The sequence below is a fragment of the Ruegeria sp. HKCCA0235A genome, assembly GCF_013033235.1.
In the GTDB taxonomy this organism is placed as follows: domain Bacteria; phylum Pseudomonadota; class Alphaproteobacteria; order Rhodobacterales; family Rhodobacteraceae; genus Ruegeria.
Window position 1 is genome coordinate 75838 of the sequence record NZ_WQDQ01000014.1, and the last position, 18612, is coordinate 94449.

The following is an 18612-nucleotide window of genomic DNA, read 5'->3' on the forward strand; positions in this document are numbered from 1 at the left end:
CTGCGGGCAGTACCAGGGTCAGGATGCATTGATTGCGTAATCCTGACCCCAACTCTGCACCCCATAAAAGCCCGGCCGCCATGACGATGTCTGCGCATGCCATCCATCTGTCAGCCGCAGGGCTTAGGGTCGTCTACCCGGCACAACTGCCGTTCACTATTCCGCGCCCCCGTTCAGGGCGCCCTTGATGCGCACGGCTTTTGGCAACGCCTGATAAGCCTCGCTGCACATCCATGTGTAGAAAACCAAATGTGGGACTGCGTCGTCCTGCATGACCCAGTTGCGGAACATGCGACGTGGCGCACCACTGGTGTGAAACAGAATACGCCGAAAGATCTTCTTCGGTGTGCCTGTTCGGTCAAAAACCAGCATTTCCCACCAAGGGCGCGGACGCCGTTTCATCAGGTCGGACACGACCTCATAGCGCTGCTCAACAGCGCGGCAATGCGCCGAAAGGTCGTTCAGCACCTGACGGTGCCGTTCCACTTCTGCCAAGGCCTGACGCGTGCTGTTCGGCGTGTATTGGTCGATGGCAACATTCAGGGGCGGGAAGAAGCGTTCCGCAAGCTCTGATTTTTCCTCCGCGACATAGTAGCGGTTCAATCCGTCGAAATAGGCGAATTGGTATCCCGCCTCCAAAAGCAGAGGATCCCATGCATGGTGGTTCTGCTCCGTGCTCAACGGCACAACGGCCTCTGCCACAACGATCCAGGGGCGGTGGCGAGTCCAGTCCGCACTCCGGATCACGGCCTCTTCAGCGCCTTCGACATCGATCTTCAGGAAGTGCACCTCTTGCCCTGCGGGAACATGTGCATGCCAGATATCCGCCAGTCGCCGGGTCTGAACCTCCAGCGCTTCGACATCCCAACCCTTGTCGGCATGGGTCTCGGCAATGTCTTTGACAAGCGTCGTCAGCCCCGTATCGCGGAGCAGGTTGAGCGTCAGCGTGCCTTCTGTATCACTCACGGCGATATCGAGATTTATGTCGCGGGGGCGCAGTTCCTGCAGGCGCGCAAAAGCATCGGGGTTGGGTTCCAGGTTGATACCGTTCCAACCCGCATCATAGAAGATCTTCGTTATGGACTCTTCGACGGGGTCAAAGGCACCAATGTCGATGTAGAATCCCGCCTCCACTCCTTGCAGGGTACGATGCAAAAGGATGTCTTCCGCGCCGTGCGAATGGGACGATATGATCTCTGTCATGTCACTGAGTCCGCCTGTCTGTTGCTAGTGTTTTGAGGACGTTTTCCGTTTCGAATCCTTTACATGGTTTGGATACTTTCGAACAGGGACAGAAAACTTGTTCTGCCACGCTGCACGGTGGGCTGGCTTGGCGCGACGCAGATTGTATCGGGTGGCATCTTCTTGCGCATCCGTTCACCGCAAAGCACAGACATGCGACCGCGCGTTCTTGAAGCGGGAAACAGTGGGGTCTGAGCCCCAAGAGAACACTGATCGAGGTCATTTTTAAGGGAGTGATTTCAAGCTGAGTTTTGGACAATACTCATTTTCCTGGTGTTATGCATTCTATATTGCCTATTTTGGTTTTTCATTATTAAACTCGATAAGTACCCCTTATCATGTATACTTGATTTCCGCGCAAAACCGGCCCAGATTAGAGGCCATGACCACCCCTGCCCCCTATCTCCCGGCCACCTCCCCTGCCCTGTCGCAGGCGGATCAGGACGCGTTGACAGACCTTTATGTGCGCGGCACACCCGCCAATACCCTGCGCGCCTATGAGCGCGACCTGCTCTATGTGACCGCCTGGAAAACCGCCCGCTTTGGCACTGCACTGGACTGGCCGGAATCCGAGGCCACCGCGCTGGCCTTCATTCTCGATCATGCCCGTAGCCTGGGGGATGCACCCACCGACGATCCGGCGCGTCAAACAGCTGAGGCGCTCATTGCGCAAGGGGTGCGCAAGTCGCTGGCCTGCCCTGCCCCGTCCACGCTGGATCGGCGCATCGCCTCCTGGCTGGCGTTTCACCGGATGAAGAACCTCGCCAGCCCGTTTGAGGCGCCGCAGGTGAAACAGGCCCGGTCCAAGGCGCGGCGCGCGGCGGCACGCCCCCCGGCTCCAAAATCCGCCCACCCCATCACCCGGGGCGTGCTGGAACAGCTGCTCGCCACCTGCCGCGGCACCCGTCGGGACTGCCGCGACCGCGCCATCCTGATGCTGGGCTGGGCCAGCGGCGGTCGGCGCCGGTCCGAGATCACCGCCCTGCGACGCGAGGATGTGTCCTGCAAAGAGTTCGAAGACAAAGGGCTGATCTGGATCTCATTGCTGGAAACCAAAACAACGGCAAAGGGCGAGACACCCCGGCTGGTCCTGAAGGGACGGGCCGCGCAGGCGCTGATCCACTGGATCGAGGTAGGAGAGATATCGGACGGGCCATTGTTCCGCCCCATCTCCAAGGCGGACCGGGTGCTGAACCGCCGCCTGTCGCCAGATGCGATTGCGCAGATCGTCAAACACCGGCTGAAAATGGCCGGGCTGCCCGAAGATTTCGCCTCGCCTCACGGGTTGCGATCAGGGTTTCTGACACAAGCCGCCTTGGACGGCGCACCGATCCAGGCCGCAATGCGCCTGTCCCTGCACCGCTCCATGGCGCAGGCACAGAAATACTATGACGACGTCGATATCTCTGAGAACCCGGCAACCGATCTGTTGGGGTGAGCCCGCTTCAAGCCCGGATTATCACAATCCCCTGCTGGCACCGTGAGATTCTACAAGATTTTTTTATTGCATCACACCCCTGCCAAATGGAACCCTGATCACAGGTAAGTACAGGTGTTCTGTTTATGTTTGAGATTTTGTTGCGCGGTATTTCAGTTGTCTTGCTGCTCTTTCTGCCAGGTGCCTGGATTGCGTTCTCCCGATTGCTTCGAAATGTGGACATCTGGGATCGTTTTGGTGTTTCGTTTGCTCTTTCGATCCCAATGTCTTGCGCCCAATACCTGGCGCTGGCCTATGCAGGTATGGGAACGGGCACGATCCCCTGGGCCATCCTGACAATAAACTTGGGATCCATTTGGTTCATCATGCGATCCTGGCAGTGGGTACCGCTCCAGAACTATCGCCTGATTATTCCATCGACATTGGTGTTGCCGCTTATTGTACTCGTCGTACATGCAAATGCGCCCTACGTTTATCAGTGGTCACATACATTTTTACACGCAGATTTAATCTATGCCCTGATAGAAAATCCAACAGCACCAGAAGAATGGCAATTGGCCGGGCTGGGCACGGGATATCCATGGTTTGGCCATCTGCAAAGGGTCTTGCTTGGGCAGGTTCTCGATCAATCGCCGATAAATGCATATTTGTGGATAAACCCGGCAATGGCATTTGGCTTTGGCGTTTTGTCCATTCTCGTCGTTAGGTCTGTCGGCGGTGGCCCTGTGGCAATGCTGCTCGCCCCGATCCTCGCAGCCTTATCCACAAACCCGATCGGCGTGCTTGGCAGAGCAATTTCTTCGTCTCTCTGGAACGGGGCCGAGCGTTACCATCATTTCATCGGCGACGCGCGCTACGATGCTACAGGCCTGAAATTCCTGTTTCTGAACACAAACCAGCTTGGGTTGATCCTGATGCTGGCAATGCTGCTGACTATCCTGCGCTCGGCAACCAATTCCAGCCCCAAGACGGCTATTCCGCTTTGGATTTTGTTCCTGGTGGGTATCGGGTTGGTTTACCCCCTTTATCTTCCGGCAGCAGCGACATTTCTTGGGGCCGCTGGCATTATGTGGGTTCTGGATCAAACACAGACTATGAAATCGCGCCTGAAAAACGTCTCGCTCTTATACGCTTCCGTCTTGCTGGGAACGGCCTGCACCTATTTCCTGGTGACGGCCCAGACAAGCGATCGCGTGGCAGGAGCCGGGATTGAGCTTCATGTTCCCGGTCAGATCTGGCGCCATGGCGTGGCCGCGGCAACCGGGCTTTTGATTCCTGTTGCTGCATGGGTGTTCGCACTGATGAACCGGGGCATCATGCCGCGTGAACAGCTTACTTTCCTGACTCTCGCGGCATTCGCAGCAGGTTCCATGGCGGTGCTTCTGCATGTTCCCAACTTTCGCAACGAATACAAATATGTGATGGTCGCCTCCCTATGCGGCCTGCCTTTTGTCGCCTTGTGGTCAGAGTATCTTTGGCGGAAATCGAAACGACCCTGGGCGCTAGGCGCACTTCTTCTTCTGATAGTGGCCGGGGGTTTTGCGACCGCCTATCCCAGAACCAAAATGTATGAACCGCCGTTTCAGGTAACCTTTTCCGGTGAAGATCAAAGGCTGACAGATGCAGAGGGCCTGGGGGATGCTTTGGCCGTCATACGTGACCGAACCGAACCGGGCATACCTACATTGGTCGCTGCCACACCCCTGCACATCACGCCGTTCACGCGCCGTCCGGTTTACATCCTATACGATGACGACACCTACTTGACAGGCCTGGGAATGAAGACTGGCTATCTGCTGCAAGATGTCAAAGGATTTGATCCGGCTTTGCTGACGTCCAGGCAAAACCGTCTGGACGCATTTTTCAACAGCGAAGTATCACAGGACCGGGAACAGGCTTACAGTCTGATCCGTAGCGAGCTGGGCGAACCGTTTACGGTTTTGTCGGACAATGTTCATCAGCCTGCATTGCTGTCTTGGATGGACAGCCGCGGCGCTGAGCTTCTGCATGCCGGCCAGCGTTACTCAGTTTGGTATCTTGAATGACAGGCGTGGCACGGAACTGCCTGAGGCGGGCACAACTCCGTCGGCTTGCATGCTCCAGATTTCAAGTCGGCCCGGCGCAAAGCTTGCAAGCCGTTCACGCTGTTTCGCGCGCGAAACATCATGTACCGCGCGCGTGCAGCCAGGCTTTCAGCTCCGCAAGAAATGTCTCGGACATTCCCTCGCCGGACAGGGTGACCTGTGCACCGTTTCGACTCTGTTTCAACTGAATGCCGCCGAATGTCTCTTTCAGGGGGGCCTTTGCAGCAGGTGGGTTTTCCCCATTCGACCCCAGGCCGCTCACTGCACGGGTCAGAGCGGAAATCTCGGCTTCCCCGCTCTGAGGCGCGGCCTTCCGCAGAGCGGTGGTGATCAAGGAAGCTGCTTTTGCCTCCTCTTTCAAAACTTTCGCAATCGACAGCCCCAACCGTTCAGGAATAGATGACGCAAAGCGCAGATGGTCATCCAGGGCGTGATAGATCGCGATGAACGAGCCGATCTTGGATCGCTTCGCCCGGCTGGCCGATGCGAACAAACCACGCAGGGCAGCGGCTTCATCCGGGTAAACGCCCTGCTCTGCCGCGCGCGCCACGATCCGGGCGCGCTCGTAATAGCTCAGCCCGACGCGGATTTCATTTTCCTCGACCATGGCCACATAGGCATCAGATGCGCTCTGCGGCTGCCTGAGGAACGCACGCACGGTCTCAAAGCGGGCCTCGCCCGTCTGCTGCGCCAAAGCCCGCAGCGCTGTCAGACGCCGCCAGCCCGAGATCAACCCGTAACGCCCGCCCTCCAGTTCCACGACCTCGATCGGGGTTTGCTGCCCGCGGGTCTTCAGGCTTTCCTTCAGCGCCTCCATATCCGCGTCATCTGCCGCCATGCGATCACGCACCAAATAGGTTTCCTCGATGGCGTCCAATGGCAGATCCTGCACCAAGCGCCCTTCGGCCCGCGCGGCACGCAATTCTCCGGACAGCTCTTCCAGCGCCGCCTGAGCCGCCGTGGCCCCGGCCACCTGCGCAACCGGCGGCGTGGTCCGGGGGGCGTCTGTGGGGAACATCGGGTTCACCCCGGGGGCAGGGCGGTTGTCTTCCAGATAATCCGGCCGGGCAGGGGTCAGTCGTTTGCGTTTTGCCATTGGTTTCTCCTTTTCCTGCGCGGATCAGACTCGGTTTCGGGACGTGACAGGCGTGTTTCGCGCGCGAAACATCGCGCTCAGAGCGACAATTCCGGTGTTCCCGCCTCTTCGGCCTGCCGGGCCCGTTCTTCGCCCCGCCAGACGCCGATCAGCAGCTTCTTGAACGAAGCATAGGTGGCATCAAAGGTTTCCCGCCCGCGCACATAGGTCTCGCGGTTGAAATCGCGGTAATCGGCCTCGTAGATACCGTTGACCTGTTCCCCCGCCTGACCGATCAGCGCCGTGTAGCCCTGCCAGTGCGGCGACAGGGTCCGGCCCAGATAGGCCTGCATCAGCCCGGCCAGCTCCGCCTGCTGGCTGCCATCATAGCGGGTGATGATCGTGCGCACCGCATCCCACTGAAACGCCATCTCGGGCCGCCCCAGGGCGCGGGCGGCCATGTTCTCGCCATCCTCGATGGACTGGAAGGTGGAATGCAGCATGTCAAAGAAGCGCCCCGTGGAGTCGAACTCCAGGAACGAGGCCCCCATGGGCACCAGAAGGATATCCGAAGCCGCCAGCCCGTTGATCGTCAGATAGCCAAGGGCAGGGGGGGTATCGATGAAAATGATATCGTAATCGTCCAGCACCCCATCCTCGTCCAGCGTATCCGTCAGCGCATCCCACAGCTTCCAGCTGCGGCCCTGCATCCGCCAGACCGGGATCTGGAATTCCGCCCAGTAGAGGTTCAGCTGCGCTCCGATCAGATCGATATTCGGCCAGTGAGTGGTTTGGATCAGATCGCGGCTGCGGGTCTTCAGCGCCTCGGACAGGGTATCATCGATCGGATGCGGGGCCTCACCCCGGTCAAGACGCCCCTGATTGTCGCGGCGCAGATGGGTGGCGTAGTGGCGGGCGAGCAAGGGGAACACCGTCTGCCATTCATCGCTGACTTTGCCGCCAAAGATCGACGTCATCGAACCCTGGCTGTCCAGGTCGATGACCAGTACCTTGTAACCGTCCAGAGCCGCCGACATGGCCAGATGCGCGCAGGTCGAGGTTTTGCCAACACCGCCCTTGAAATTGGCCACGGACACGATCTTGGCGGGCAGACCCTCGGGGCGGTAGGGGCGGTATTCTTTTGCCTTGGATCCTTCCGAGGCGAAATGTGCTCGCAGCCGCAGAACCTCATCCAGCGTAAACCACTTGGCACCGCCTTCGGTTTCGGACTGCCCTTGGGGCAAATCCGGATTGCCTTTCAGGACCCGGCGAAAATGAGCGGGCGCGACAGGGATCAGATATTTGGTGATTTCCCAGGTCGAAAACAGGCGCAGCTTTTTCTGACCGTTTTCTTCCAGCCCCCGGTTCGCCAGGTCGCTACGCCCCCGCGCACAGGCATCCGCGATTTGCGAGAACTCATGTGTTCCAGTTGGGTCGCCCAGTTCAGCATAGGCCAGATCCGGGTCGATATTGAAATACGGGGGAAGCCCCTCGGACGTTGCTGCTCGCATTGAAATGCTGCCTATGTGCTATGTTTTCGTCAATATATCACAAAAGGAGGCATGTGAAAGCATTATGAGCACAAAACCGGATTTTCTAAGCAAAATTAAAGGGTAGAAAGCCTTCGAGACGCTGCTTTTGGGCGTATAGCAAAAAAATGTTCAGTTAGAATCCTGTTATCTTATCAGTTACGGCTGAATTTGAGTTCTATTAAGTATAAGAAAAAAAAGAGGTTTTTGTATTTCTCGCAGATCACAGTGAATCTGATCCCACGATAGGGTGACTCTGATCCCACGTTGCAGTGACTCTGAACCCACGTTCCGGCGGCTTTACGCCTCCTGTGGATAACTCTACGGTGAGCGTCAATAAAACCACGAACAAAGATTCGGGCAGGACATATGGGCAGGGCAGTATGAGCGGGTCAGGGGCGTTGTTGCCTGACCGGCACCCAACGGGCGATTTTTTTGTATGCGATATCTTCGATGCGCTGCCCAAGACAGATATGGGTTCGATGGAGCATCCTATGTTTTCGCTCTCGACCCGGCCGGACCGGCGCATCCTCAATTACGAACATAACGGGGTCCAGATCACGGTGACGCCTTCGGTGCGCGGTCTGGCGACGATCCACGACAAGGACATCCTGATCTTTTGCATCAGCCAGCTGATGGCGGCGATCAATGCGGGCCGGACGGTCAGCCGGGTGTTGCATCTGAAGGCGCATGATCTGCTGGTGGCTACCAACCGCGAAACCAGCGGTGACGGTTACAAGCGTCTGCGCGAAGCGTTCGAGCGGCTGGCCGGCACAAGGATCACCACTAACATTGTGACGGGTGAAACGGAAACCACCACGGGGTTCGGCCTGATCGAGAGCTGGGAAATCGTGCGTCACACAAGGGCGGGGCGGATGGCCAGCGTCAGCGTGAAACTGTCGGACTGGCTGTTCCGCGCGGTGCTGGCGAAATCGGTGCTGACCCTCAGCCGCGATTACTTCCGCCTGCGCAAACCGCTCGAGCGGCGGATTTATGAGCTGGCACGCAAACATTGCGGGCGTCAGCCCGAGTGGCGGATCTCGGTCGAGGTGCTGTTGAAAAAGTCCGGCTCGGCCTCACCCCGGCGGGTGTTCCGCAAGATGATCCGTGACATGATCGCAGCCGATCACCTACCCGATTATGAGATGACCGAAGAGCCGGACGACCTGATCCGGTTCTCGCGCCGGGGTCAGGTGGTCGAGGGGCCGGACAAGCCGATCCTGCCGCCGCAGGCGCTGGAGGAGGCCAGGGCGATGGCGCCGGGCCGCGATGTCTATGCGCTGGAAGCGGATTGGCTGGCCTATTGGGCTGCATCGGGTCGCCCACAGATCAGAAACCCGCAGCGGGCGTTTCTGGGCTATGTGGCCAAAAGGGTCGCCGGACGGGACTAGGCGCTTAGCTGGAATAGGCGGGGTTTTGTTTCTGCACGCGTGTCTTCACGATTTTGACAGCGCCGATAACAATGAGGGCGGCAATGATGAACAGCCAGCCGAAGAGGATGTAGCTGCCCAGAGCCATCAGGATGGACGCACCGGAAATCAAAGCAAACCCGCCGGCGCACAGGCCAACTAGAATGGCTATCCCGATAATTCCAATCATCTTCTCCAAGTCCTCCGGCTATGGTCTTGGTCTGGTCAAACCCAGGTGGGCGCCGTCATGCCATTGAGCAGATGCCCAAAATGATTCCGCGATGAAATCATGGCAAAACTTTGAACCACCAGAGGTTAAAATTTGGTTATTTTTACCGGAAGGAGCATTGCTCCACTACTCGTGCGACACTGCTTATAATTTATTGAGACATGAATATGTCTGAACAGATAGTTCCTTAAAACTTTTGTGACAGCAATATAGAATGCCGACGACCCCAGAAAATGTGCAAAGGCCCGCCTATGACACAGTTTTGTCAATCCGCGATCATTTGGATGGAATGGCAGACTCGCGCGCTTTGGCCATTGAATGATCAGAGGTTTTGGGGGGTCACATCTTGACCAGCCGTCCGTCTGCCACCCTGATCCCCTGCTTTTCAAAGACGTTGCGCGTATCGAAGACCAGCGCGGCCTCGCGCGCGACAAGACCATAATCCGGGGCGCTGTGATCGGTGATTACGGCCACCGCCGCATAGCGTTTCAGGTTGTCCGCCGTCAGCGGCTGGGAGGTCCGGCCCGCAAGCTGCGGGTATTCGCTACCTTCGGGCAGGCGGGGGAAATACGGATCGTGATAGTCAACCTCGGCCCCCAGCTTCTCCAGCTCGTCCAGCAGCACCAGCGCCGGGCTGCGGCGGGTATCCTCGACATCGCGCTTATAGGCGATGCCCATCAGCAGAATGCGCTGTCCGGTCAGGGGCTGTCCGGTTTCCGCCAGCGCCGAGCCGTTGCGCGCGGCCAGTTCCGCCGCCATCCGTGCCGCCAGCATCGAAGGGACCGCGTCATTGCTGGAGCGGGCCAGATTGATCAGCGGCGTATCAGATCCTGCATCCGCGGCGCGCCAGGCCAGATAGGCCGGAGACACCGGGATGCAGGCCCCACCAATTCCAGGACCGGGATAGAAGGGCATGAAGCCAAACGGCTTGGTCGCCGCGGCCTCGATCACTTCCCAGACATCCACGTCCATTGCTTCAAGCGCGGTCTTCAATTCGTTGACCAGCGCGATATTGACGGTGCGAAAGCTGTTTTCGACCAGCTTCACCGCTTCGGCGGTGGCGGCCGAGCTGACCGGCACGGCGCTGGTGACGATGGCGCGATAGAAATCTTCGACCAGTTGCCGCGATTGCGGATCGTCGGCACCGACCACTTTCGGGATGCTGTGCGTGTCGAACTTGTCATTGCCGGGGTCTTCGCGCTCGGGCGAGAAGGCCAGGAAGAAATCGGAACCTGCCCGCAACCCGCCCGCTTCGAGGATCGGCTGAACCAGCGTGGTCGTGGCTCCGGGCCAGACGCTGCTTTCCAGCACCACCATCTGACCGGGGCGCAGATGCTGTGCGATGGTCTGCGCGGCGGCGGCGACAAAGCGCATGTCGGGATCTTGTGCGTCGGTCAGCGGGGTCGGCACACAGATCAGGATGATATCGGCCTCGGCCAGTGCTGCGGCGTCCTGCGTTGCGCGAAAGCGCCCACTCTCTACCGCGTGTGCGATCCGGTCGGATGCCAGATAGGAGATGACCTGATCGCCCTGATTGATCCGCGCCACCCGGTCGGGGTTGAGATCAACGCCGGTGGTATCAAACCCTTCATCATAAGCCGTCAGCGCCAGCGGCAGGCCAACATAGCCCAGCCCGACCACGGCAACCCGCGCATCGCGCGCCGCGATAAGCTGCTTGAGGGACTGATGGTGCGAGGTTTCGTAGTTCATAATCTATCCTGATCGTACAAAGTCACACTGAATTAAAATTAGCTTAGCAGATTGGAAACCTTCTCTCTTCATCGGATAGGACAGATCGGGAACGAAGCCAACTAATTTGTCGTTCCCGGCAAAGACCCGGAATGGGTGTTTCCAAAAACAAGGCAGTCTTGAATCAGCGTGCCGATTGTTTTCGCATATGCTCGATCCATTCGTCGAAGGAAACACGAGGCACATACCCGATCTGATCCTGTGCATATCGGGTTGAAACCTCTGGCTGACCGGCAAAAAGCCTGCGTCCCGCCATGTCAGGCATCACGGGCCGGGGTTTTGCCAGCCGGGCCTGAACGGACCGTGCCCAGTTTGCGGCGGCCTCGACCCGGCGGCGCCCGACAAGGCGGCGCAGATGCGCGCTGAGCTGCCCCGCCAGAGAGGGGCCTGAGGGCGCATTGCCATTGGGCGACGGCGGCGGGGTCGGGTTCGCAGCCGGATCAATCCGAACCTCTCCGCATCCGGCAAGGTGGGCATAGCCTTCGAAAAACGTCTTCCATCCCAACATGTCCGGCCCGCTGATCAGGTATCGCTCGACCCCGGTCCGGGGTGATGAGGCCGCGCGCAGGGCGGCCTGCACCACGTCATCGACATGCACGGCCGGGCATTGTCCGGGCGGGTCGGGCAGGATGATGCCGCCCCTGCGCATCATCGCCAATGGCCCGTTGGTCCAAAGCGCACTGCCGGGCCCATAGACGATGGTCGGCTGCAAGATGGCGGCATCGCATTTCCCCTGTAACAGTCTCTGTTCCATCGCAATTTTGGCACCGCGATAGCTTTGCACATCTTCCGGCGTGATCGGGTTGCGTTCGGTGATCGGCCCGTTGGGCCAGCTGTCATAGACCACGGCGGAACTCAGATGCACGATACGGTTGCAAGACCCGTCTTCGGCGGCTTTGGCAAGCGCGTCGAAGGCTGCAAGGTTGTCCGCGCCGGGGGCCCGGAAATCGTAAGCCAGATGAAACAGAGCCGCCGCACCGTCCAGCGCCTGCGTCAGAGCCGGGCCGGGGTGCAGCCGGCAAACCAGTGCCTTTGCTCCGGCCTGTTCCAATGCGGCAGCCCCGTGGCGCGTGCGCAGCAAGGCGGTCACGTCACATCCCAGTTTCAGCAGCGCATCGATCAGGCGCCGGCCGATGAAACCGGTGGCGCCGGTCACGACCACGCGCTGGCCTGCAAGGCCGTCGCCGGGGCGGGGGTCCACGTGTTTTTCGGTCATGTCCGCAGGTTCAACATTCTTAATGCGTTGTGCAACAATTCAGCCCTTTTTCCAAAACTGTGCAGGCCCGGCCTGTCAGCGCACCATAGCGGTATCTACCATTTGGTGGCCACCGATCCCTATGCTAAGCCTGTGGCATTAGAGTGGATTCTGTTGGTACGAGGGTTATTCATGCAAATTTTGATCACGGGCGGGGCCGGTTTTATCGGATCGCATCTGGCCGAGCGTCTGATTGGCAATGGGCATGAGGTGACGGTGCTGGATGACCTGTCCACCGGATCGCTGCAAAACCTGTCTTCCGTTCAGGATCATTCCGCCTTTCGTTTTGTCGAAGGCAGCGTTCTGGATGCCACATTGGTCGAGGAACTGGTCGGGGCTGCTGACGCGGTGTTTCACCTGGCCGCCGCGGTCGGGGTCAAGCTGATCATGGATCAGCCCAGCCAGTCGATTGCGACCAATGTCGACGGCACGCAGAACGTGTTGCGCGCGGCCCTGCGCCACAAGCCGCTGGTCTTCATCGCCTCCAGTTCCGAGGTTTACGGCAAGGCCTCGAAATTCCCGTTCAACGAAGATGACGACCTGACGATCGGCGCAACCAGCGTGCTGCGCTGGTCCTATGCCTGCGCCAAAACGCTGGATGAGTTCATGGCACTGGCCTATGCGCGCGAGGTGGATCTGCCGGTGGTCGTGCTGCGCTTTTTCAACACGACTGGCCCGCGCCAGACCGGGCGCTATGGCATGGTGGTGCCGAACTTCATCGAAGCGGCCCTGGCCGGTCAGCCGATTCAGGTTCATGGCACCGGCGAGCAATCGCGCTGTTTCAGCCATGTGGCCGATGTGATCGAGGCGCTTGTGCGTCTGCTCGATGTCCCCGAAGCCCGGGGGCAGGTCTTCAATATCGGTGGTGAACAGGAAGTGACGATCCGGGGGCTGGCCGAAAAGGTGATTGCCGCAACGGGCTCAACCTCGGAAATCCGGCTGGTGCCTTACGAAGAGGTCTATCCCGAAGGGTTCGAAGACATGGCCCGCCGTCTGCCGGATGTGTCCAAGCTGCGGCGCTATACCGGGTTCAGCCCGGCGCGCACGCTGGATGATATCATCGCCGATATCATGGCCGAGAAACGCGCCAAAGCCTACGCATGAAGGGCTGATCACGATGACACCGGGACAAAGAGTTGAAAAGCTGGTGCGCGACACCGCAACCGTGCTGCTGCCCGAAAGGCTGCGGAAATGGATCCGCAAACAGCAGCGGCTGCACAACCTGCAATCGACCCCCGTGGGGTCGGTGGATTTCGGCGGGCTGCGGCGGCTGTCGCCGATCAGTGCCGTGTTCGGCCAGGACCGCGATCTGCTGACCATCGAGCGCTATTACATGGAAGAGTTCCTGCAAAACCACAGCGACGACATCCGTGGCCGGGTTCTGGAATTCGGCGATCCGGCCTATACGAAGAAATTCGGCGGTGACCGGGTCACGCAGGCGGATGTGCTGAGCTATGTCGAGGGCAATCCACAAGCGACCATCGTGGCGGATATCACCGATGCGCCGCATATTCCCGACAACAGTTTCGACTGCATCATCATCACCCAAACCCTTCAGATGATCTTTGAGGTCGACAAGGCGATCGCAACGCTGGAACGCATTCTGAAACCCGGTGGCGTGGTGCTGTGCACCTCGCATGGGATGACCCGTGTGGCGCGGCGCGAAGGCGTGGATGACTGGGGCGAATACTGGCATTTCACCAGCCAGTCCAAGCGCCGCCTGTTCCGGGCGGTCTTCCCGGCAGAGAATGTCGAGGTGTCGACCGTTGGCAATGTCTTTACCTGCATCTGCAACCTGCACGGCCTTGGGGCCAGTGAAATTGCGCCCGAAGAACTGTCCACCCATGATCCCAACTATGAAATGCTGGTTCTGGTCCGGGCAGTAAAGGCGCAGTGAGCGATCTTGTGATAGGGTCCGGGCCTGCCGGGGTTTCCGTCGCCCGGGCCTTACTGGCGCGGGGGCGAAACGTCACGATGCTGGATGCCGGGGTGGAACCGGGGCCCGGGGTCACGGACCGGGTGCAGCAGATGTCCCGAACCCGCGCCGAAGACTGGAGCGCCGAGGCGCGTACAGCCTGGATGGAGCCTCAGTTTCAGGCCCCGGAAGGCGAGGTGTGGCGCTATGGAACAGGTTATGCGCTGGCCTCATCTGCGCGCACACTGGCGGAAGGGGCGGATTGGTTTGCTTTGCGCGCGTCGCGGGCGGCGGGCGGGCTGTCCAATGTCTGGGGCGCTGCGGTCTTGCCGTATCGGCAAGCGGATATCGACGACTGGCCCATAACGACCGACGATCTTGCCCCACATTACAGGGCGGTGGCGGATATAATGCCCGTGTCCGGGCAACAGGACGGGCTGCAAGACCTCTTTCCCGCCTGCGATATGACAGGCCGAACACCCGTTCCACCAACCGCGCAGGCCAAGATGCTGCTGGCCCGTTCCAGGCAGAAGGCGAAGGCATTGCAGGGGGCTGGGATGCATGTCGGTCTGGCGCGGCAGGCGGTTGGGCCGGGCTGTCAGACCTGCGGGCTGTGTCTGCACGGGTGCCCGTGGTCGCTGATCTGGTCTGCAAGACAAACCCGCATGGCGTTGCAGGCAGAGCCAGGCTTTGCCTACCGCGCGGATCACGTGGTGCGGCAGGTCCGCGAGGAAGGCGACGAGGTTGCCGTCACTTTGGCAGATGGCAGCGATGTCCGCGGAAACCGGGTGTTTCTGGCCGCCGGGGTGCTGGAAAGCGCGCGTATCCTGTTGGCGTCACCCGGCTTGCGGGGCATGGAGCTGGTGTTGAAAGACAGCCAGCAGGCCTTTCTGCCGATGCTGCACCGCTGGCGGGCGTCAAGGCGGCCCGATGTTTTGCCCTATCAGACGCTGCCGCAGCTTTTTGCCGAACTGGATGACCCGACCGTGTCGCGGCAACTGGTTCACGCGCAGATCTATACCTGGAATGAATACTATGCCCGCGATCTGAAACAGAACTATGGAAACCGGATACCCGGCAGCGGGCCGCTGCTTGAGGCGCTGGCCCGACGTCTGATCGTGGCGCAGGTTTTCCTGCATTCCGATCATTCGCATGAAATAGCCTTGCGTCTGGCAGAGGATGGGCGGTTACGCCCGGAACTGAACGAAAATCCCGCAACCGCCGAGACAATGCGGGCAGCGCTTGCGCGCTATGGCCGGACCTTGCGGGGGCTTGGTCTGACCAGCCTGTCTTTTGCAGCGCGGTTCGGGGCGCCGGGGGCCAGTTTTCATGTCGGAGGTGATCTGCCGATGTCAGATGCCCCGGGCCCGGGTGAAAGCGATGTGCTGGGGCGCCCGCATGGCGCGACGCGCATTCACGTCGTTGATGCCTCTGTCCTGCCGACCATCCCGGCCACGACAATTACATTCAGTGTGATGGCGAATGCCCACCGGATCGGAACGCTTGCACCCGAAGCCTGACATTCAGTTGATGGGCAGCACCCTGCTCAGCCCGCTTCGCACGCCGCGCATCAGTTTGCGGGCCGCCAGATAGGACCCGCCGCGCCCGGCCAGATGCGCCTGCCAGCGGGCGATGTCGGTGAAATAGAACATCTCGAGCCGGGGCAGGTCGTGGATATCATCCCCTGGCCCGGCCACGCCCAGCCTTGTGCCGACCGAGGTGTCGTAGTGCCGGGCAATCTGTGCGCGTACATTCGGGTTCGACGCGCCATAGGGCGGGGCGAAATGCCGGGCGGGTTGACCAAGCCGGGCGGCAATATCCTGACCGGATCCGGTGACTTCTTCCTCCAGGGCCTCTGCATCCAGCGTCGACAGATCGGGATGGCTGACACTATGTGCGCCAAAACAGACGCCTTCACCTGCCAGCGCCTTGACCCTGTCCCAATCCATCAGCGGGCGGGGCGGGATATTGCCCCCGGCCCAGCTGTCGGTGCCGCCCATCAGGCCCGAGGGCAGATAGACGATCGGGCAGAAGCCATGTTCGCGCAGGATCGGCCAGGCGGTATCGGCGAAATCCTGGAACCCGTCATCGAAACTGATGATGACCACACGGGGGGCAGGCGGGTTGGCCAGCGCGTCCGGCGTGACCACCGGCAGGCCGGATGCCGCCAGCGCCTGCATCTGCGCCGCAAAGATGTCGGGTGCAATCGAGGTTGGCCCCGGTGCGTCCGAGATCGAATGATACATCAGGATATCGGCCTGCCAGGCGGGCATGGGTCAGTCTTCCACCACATGGGTGGCAAAGACCTCGCGATAGCTGTTCCATTTCGCGCGGTCGACATTGCCCTTGTCGTTGATGCAATCCGCCGCGCCATAGGCCATGGCAAAGGCGTGGTGCGTATTATCGTGGGCGAACAGGCCCTGCCGTCCAAATACGAGAAATCCGTCCAGATCCGAGAGCCACTGATCGACCGTATCGAACCGGTCTTCATAGCCTACATCGTAGACCGGATAGGCATGGCTCAGCCGGCGGGTTTCGCAGCGGCGCACCGGTACCGTGACGGGCAGGCCCAGCTGACCCAGCCATTTGGTGAATTCCTGCCCCAGTTCCTCGTCGGACATGGACCACCATTTCTCATGCGGGTCGCAGGGCAGTTCGGCGCACAGAACGGTGACGCCCTTCGGCTCGCCACTGGCGTTATAGTTCTTGGGCTCGGACATGCGGCTGATCGGGATCGACAGTTCCGGGAAGTAATGCGCATCGAACTCGGTGAACTGGTCGGTCTCAAGCACCAGGTACAGCAGGATCATGCCGCGGAAGCGGATGGCGCGGGCGGCTTCGACCACCTCGGCCGGAGCATCGCCGATCAGGCGCGTCAGCCCGGTCAGCGGGATGGTCGACAGGATCAGATCGCCGGTCAGGTGCCGCTCGCCTTCTTCGGCGCGGATCGTCAACCCGGTGATGCGATTGCCGTCCCGTTCGATGGCGGTGATTTCGGTGTTGAACAGGAAGGTGGCGCCATTGGCCTCGGCACTGTTGCGCATCGCGTCCGAGATCTGCCCGAACCCCTTGCGCGGATAAAAGAACCGGCCCGCCGTTTCGCTGCGCAGCCCCGGCAGCAGGCGCAGCATCTTCATCAGGATCTTGCCGACCGAGCCGCTGCCGACCCGTCGTTCCGCCAGTTTCACCGCCAGCTTGTCCGGATCCAGCCCCCAAAGCTTGCGCACGTATGGGAAATAGAAATTGTCCGAAATCGTCGGGCCCAGCCCGTCATACAGCACGGTCGAGAATGTCTCGGGGCCTTCGCTTTTCTTGCGGAAGGGTTTCAGCACCATGTCGCCGATCAGCGACGCGGCAAAGGGTTTGGGCAGGCGCATCAGCGCGTCGGTCAGTTTCAGCGGAAAGTGAATCCACTTGCCGCCCAGCCGGATACGCCCGTGGCGCGGACGCAGCAGCAGATCGTCGCCCAGCAGGGCTTTCACATCGGCCAGAACCTCGGGCTCTGCCGCCGGATGAAACCGGTGCGAGCCATAATCGCAGATCACGCCCTCAATCGGGAACGAGGCCGAATTGCCACCCGCACTGGGCGCGCGTTCGATCACGGTCACTTTGGCCTGCCCGGTCAGGGCATGGGCCGCGGCCAGACCGGCGGGCCCGGCACCGAGGATAATGATTTCAGGCGTGTCGCCGCCTGTTGGTCGGGAAACATCCGTCACTTGCACTCTTCCTTTTGGGAATTTGCCGGGGCGCTGAACCGCATTCCGGACATGGTCAGAACCAGCGCGCCAAACCCGCCCGCTGTAAACAACACAACCTGCCAGACCAGCCCGGCGGCCACGACAGCCGGGGCGCTGGCGCCGAAGGGGGCCAGGAAACCGGCCAATGTGGCCTCGCGCAGGCCCAGCCCGTTCAAAGACACGGGCAGCACGGCGATGATCTTGGCCAGCGGCCAGGCAAAAATCCATGGCCCGGCGGCCACATCGACACCCGCCGCGATGGCCAGCCACCAGGCCAGCAGGACCAGCAACAGCTGGATCAGCACAGATGCGATGAAGGCCACCGCCAGCGTGCCGGGTTTGCGGCCCATCCCGGCCAGCGCATCGGCCAGACGATGGGCAAAGCCCTTGCCGGGCAGCGACGGGACATAGCGCCAGGGCAGGGGCAGCAGGCGCGGTAATGCAACCATACCCGCCAGTGCGGCCAGCAGGATCAGCGCCACTGGCCAGATCATATGCCCGCCCTCAGCACTCTCCCATGTCAGCACCAGGCCCAGACAGGACAGGGTCAGCAGCGCCACCATGTCGATCAGCCGGTCAACGGTTGCGCCCGCAACAACCTGCGCGCCGTCCTTCATCGCGGCCTGCGCCAGACCGGCGCGCACCGTGTCGCCGCCGATTGCACCGGGCAGGCACAGGTTGGCGGCGAGACCGGCAAAATGCGCCCGGATGGCCAGCAGGGGCGAAAGCCCCCGGTTCAGCAGCAGCCACCATTTCAGGGCCGCGCCAACATGGGCCAACAGGAACAGAACAAACACGGACAGGAAAACCCAGATCGGGATCGCCCTCAGCGCTGCCACGATTGCATCAGTTGGAAGGATCCAGAACAGGATCGCCAGCACCAGAACCGATCCGGCCAGCCGGATCAGCCAGCGCCGTTGATTTGGGTCGGAAAGCAGCTTGCCGCTCAT

Annotated in this window: 15 protein-coding genes; 6 read left to right on the forward strand and 9 right to left on the reverse strand. The window is 60.4% G+C overall.

Annotated features, from left to right (window positions below):
• Positions 1–156: 156 nt before the first annotated feature.
• Positions 157–1203 carry an FkbM family methyltransferase gene (locus GOW56_RS19665; RefSeq protein ID WP_171206935.1) on the reverse strand — a complete coding sequence of 349 codons (1047 nt, stop codon included), beginning with the start codon at positions 1201–1203 and terminating at the stop codon, positions 157–159.
• A gap of 421 nt (positions 1204–1624) precedes the next feature.
• Here GOW56_RS19665 and GOW56_RS19670 point away from each other — a divergent pair, with 421 nt between their 5' ends.
• Positions 1625–2680 (forward strand): tyrosine-type recombinase/integrase, encoded by a 1056-nt coding sequence (locus GOW56_RS19670; RefSeq protein WP_171120525.1) that lies wholly within the window; start codon positions 1625–1627, stop codon positions 2678–2680.
• A gap of 125 nt (positions 2681–2805) precedes the next feature.
• A complete protein-coding gene (locus GOW56_RS19675) occupies positions 2806–4725 on the forward strand; it encodes a hypothetical protein (protein ID WP_171120527.1) in 1920 nt (639 codons plus the stop codon).
• A gap of 118 nt (positions 4726–4843) precedes the next feature.
• On the opposite strand, the gene GOW56_RS19680 is transcribed toward GOW56_RS19675, so the two are convergent.
• Positions 4844–5860, reverse strand: a complete 1017-nt coding sequence (locus GOW56_RS19680; RefSeq protein ID WP_171206936.1) for a ParB N-terminal domain-containing protein — start codon at positions 5858–5860, stop codon at positions 4844–4846.
• 77 nt (positions 5861–5937) lie between these two features.
• Complete coding sequence (locus GOW56_RS19685) at positions 5938–7350, reverse strand: AAA family ATPase (RefSeq protein WP_171206937.1); 1413 nt, start codon at positions 7348–7350, stop codon at positions 5938–5940.
• A gap of 401 nt (positions 7351–7751) precedes the next feature.
• Here GOW56_RS19685 and GOW56_RS19690 point away from each other — a divergent pair, with 401 nt between their 5' ends.
• Positions 7752–8759 carry a replication initiator protein A gene (locus GOW56_RS19690; protein ID WP_171206938.1) on the forward strand — a complete coding sequence of 336 codons (1008 nt, stop codon included), beginning with the start codon at positions 7752–7754 and terminating at the stop codon, positions 8757–8759.
• Between the two features lie 4 nt (positions 8760–8763).
• Here GOW56_RS19690 and GOW56_RS19695 read toward each other — a convergent pair whose 3' ends face one another.
• The 3 genes from GOW56_RS19695 to GOW56_RS19705 form a co-directional block, all read right to left on the reverse strand.
• The gene (locus GOW56_RS19695) at positions 8764–8976 is read right to left on the reverse strand and encodes a hypothetical protein (RefSeq protein ID WP_171172364.1); all 213 of its coding nucleotides are present in this window, start codon (positions 8974–8976) and stop codon (positions 8764–8766) included.
• Between the two features lie 369 nt (positions 8977–9345).
• Complete coding sequence (locus GOW56_RS19700; protein ID WP_171206939.1) at positions 9346–10716, reverse strand: nucleotide sugar dehydrogenase; 1371 nt, start codon at positions 10714–10716, stop codon at positions 9346–9348.
• A gap of 163 nt (positions 10717–10879) precedes the next feature.
• Positions 10880–11971: an NAD(P)-dependent oxidoreductase gene (locus GOW56_RS19705; RefSeq protein ID WP_171172368.1), complete on the reverse strand. Its 1092-nt coding sequence runs from the start codon at positions 11969–11971 to the stop codon at positions 10880–10882.
• Between the two features lie 171 nt (positions 11972–12142).
• On the opposite strand from GOW56_RS19705, the gene GOW56_RS19710 reads away from it, so the two are divergent.
• The 3 genes from GOW56_RS19710 to GOW56_RS22135 are packed head-to-tail and all read left to right on the forward strand — an operon-like array spanning position 12143 to position 15445.
• The gene (locus tag GOW56_RS19710) at positions 12143–13114 is read left to right on the forward strand and encodes an NAD(P)-dependent oxidoreductase (RefSeq protein ID WP_171120554.1); all 972 of its coding nucleotides are present in this window, start codon (positions 12143–12145) and stop codon (positions 13112–13114) included.
• 13 nt (positions 13115–13127) lie between these two features.
• Entirely contained in the window at positions 13128–13907 is a 780-nt protein-coding gene (locus GOW56_RS19715) for a methyltransferase domain-containing protein (protein WP_171120556.1), read from the forward strand.
• On the forward strand, positions 13904–15445 hold the full coding sequence (locus GOW56_RS22135) for a GMC oxidoreductase (protein WP_171206940.1): 1542 nt from the start codon (positions 13904–13906) through the stop codon (positions 15443–15445). Before GOW56_RS19715 ends, GOW56_RS22135 begins: the two co-directional genes overlap by 4 nt.
• A 3-nt stretch (positions 15446–15448) precedes the next feature.
• On the opposite strand, the gene GOW56_RS19725 is transcribed toward GOW56_RS22135, so the two are convergent.
• Genes GOW56_RS19725 through GOW56_RS19735 form a run of 3 tightly spaced genes read right to left on the reverse strand, consistent with a single transcriptional unit; the run spans position 15449 to position 18612 of the window.
• Entirely contained in the window at positions 15449–16198 is a 750-nt protein-coding gene (locus tag GOW56_RS19725; RefSeq protein ID WP_171206941.1) for a polysaccharide deacetylase family protein, read from the reverse strand.
• A gap of 3 nt (positions 16199–16201) precedes the next feature.
• Positions 16202–17641 carry an FAD-dependent oxidoreductase gene (locus GOW56_RS19730; RefSeq protein WP_171206942.1) on the reverse strand — a complete coding sequence of 480 codons (1440 nt, stop codon included), beginning with the start codon at positions 17639–17641 and terminating at the stop codon, positions 16202–16204.
• Positions 17638–18612 carry a lysylphosphatidylglycerol synthase transmembrane domain-containing protein gene (locus GOW56_RS19735; protein WP_171206943.1) on the reverse strand — a complete coding sequence of 325 codons (975 nt, stop codon included), beginning with the start codon at positions 18610–18612 and terminating at the stop codon, positions 17638–17640. Before GOW56_RS19735 ends, GOW56_RS19730 begins: the two co-directional genes overlap by 4 nt.

What these genes read in the sequence shown, in the direction of transcription:
- GOW56_RS19665 (WP_171206935.1), bottom strand. Translation starts at nt 1,203, where the DNA reads ATGACAGAGATCATATCGTCCCATTCGCACGGCGCGGAAGACATCCTT.
- GOW56_RS19670 (WP_171120525.1), top strand. Translation starts at nt 1,625, where the DNA reads ATGACCACCCCTGCCCCCTATCTCCCGGCCACCTCCCCTGCCCTGTCG.
- GOW56_RS19675 (WP_171120527.1), top strand. Translation starts at nt 2,806, where the DNA reads ATGTTTGAGATTTTGTTGCGCGGTATTTCAGTTGTCTTGCTGCTCTTT.
- GOW56_RS19680 (WP_171206936.1), bottom strand. Translation starts at nt 5,860, where the DNA reads ATGGCAAAACGCAAACGACTGACCCCTGCCCGGCCGGATTATCTGGAA.
- GOW56_RS19685 (WP_171206937.1), bottom strand. Translation starts at nt 7,350, where the DNA reads ATGCGAGCAGCAACGTCCGAGGGGCTTCCCCCGTATTTCAATATCGAC.
- GOW56_RS19690 (WP_171206938.1), top strand. Translation starts at nt 7,752, where the DNA reads ATGAGCGGGTCAGGGGCGTTGTTGCCTGACCGGCACCCAACGGGCGAT.
- GOW56_RS19700 (WP_171206939.1), bottom strand. Translation starts at nt 10,716, where the DNA reads ATGAACTACGAAACCTCGCACCATCAGTCCCTCAAGCAGCTTATCGCG.
- GOW56_RS19705 (WP_171172368.1), bottom strand. Translation starts at nt 11,971, where the DNA reads ATGACCGAAAAACACGTGGACCCCCGCCCCGGCGACGGCCTTGCAGGC.
- GOW56_RS19710 (WP_171120554.1), top strand. Translation starts at nt 12,143, where the DNA reads ATGCAAATTTTGATCACGGGCGGGGCCGGTTTTATCGGATCGCATCTG.
- GOW56_RS19715 (WP_171120556.1), top strand. Translation starts at nt 13,128, where the DNA reads ATGACACCGGGACAAAGAGTTGAAAAGCTGGTGCGCGACACCGCAACC.
- GOW56_RS19725 (WP_171206941.1), bottom strand. Translation starts at nt 16,198, where the DNA reads ATGCCCGCCTGGCAGGCCGATATCCTGATGTATCATTCGATCTCGGAC.
- GOW56_RS19735 (WP_171206943.1), bottom strand. Translation starts at nt 18,612, where the DNA reads ATGAGCGGCAAGCTGCTTTCCGACCCAAATCAACGGCGCTGGCTGATC.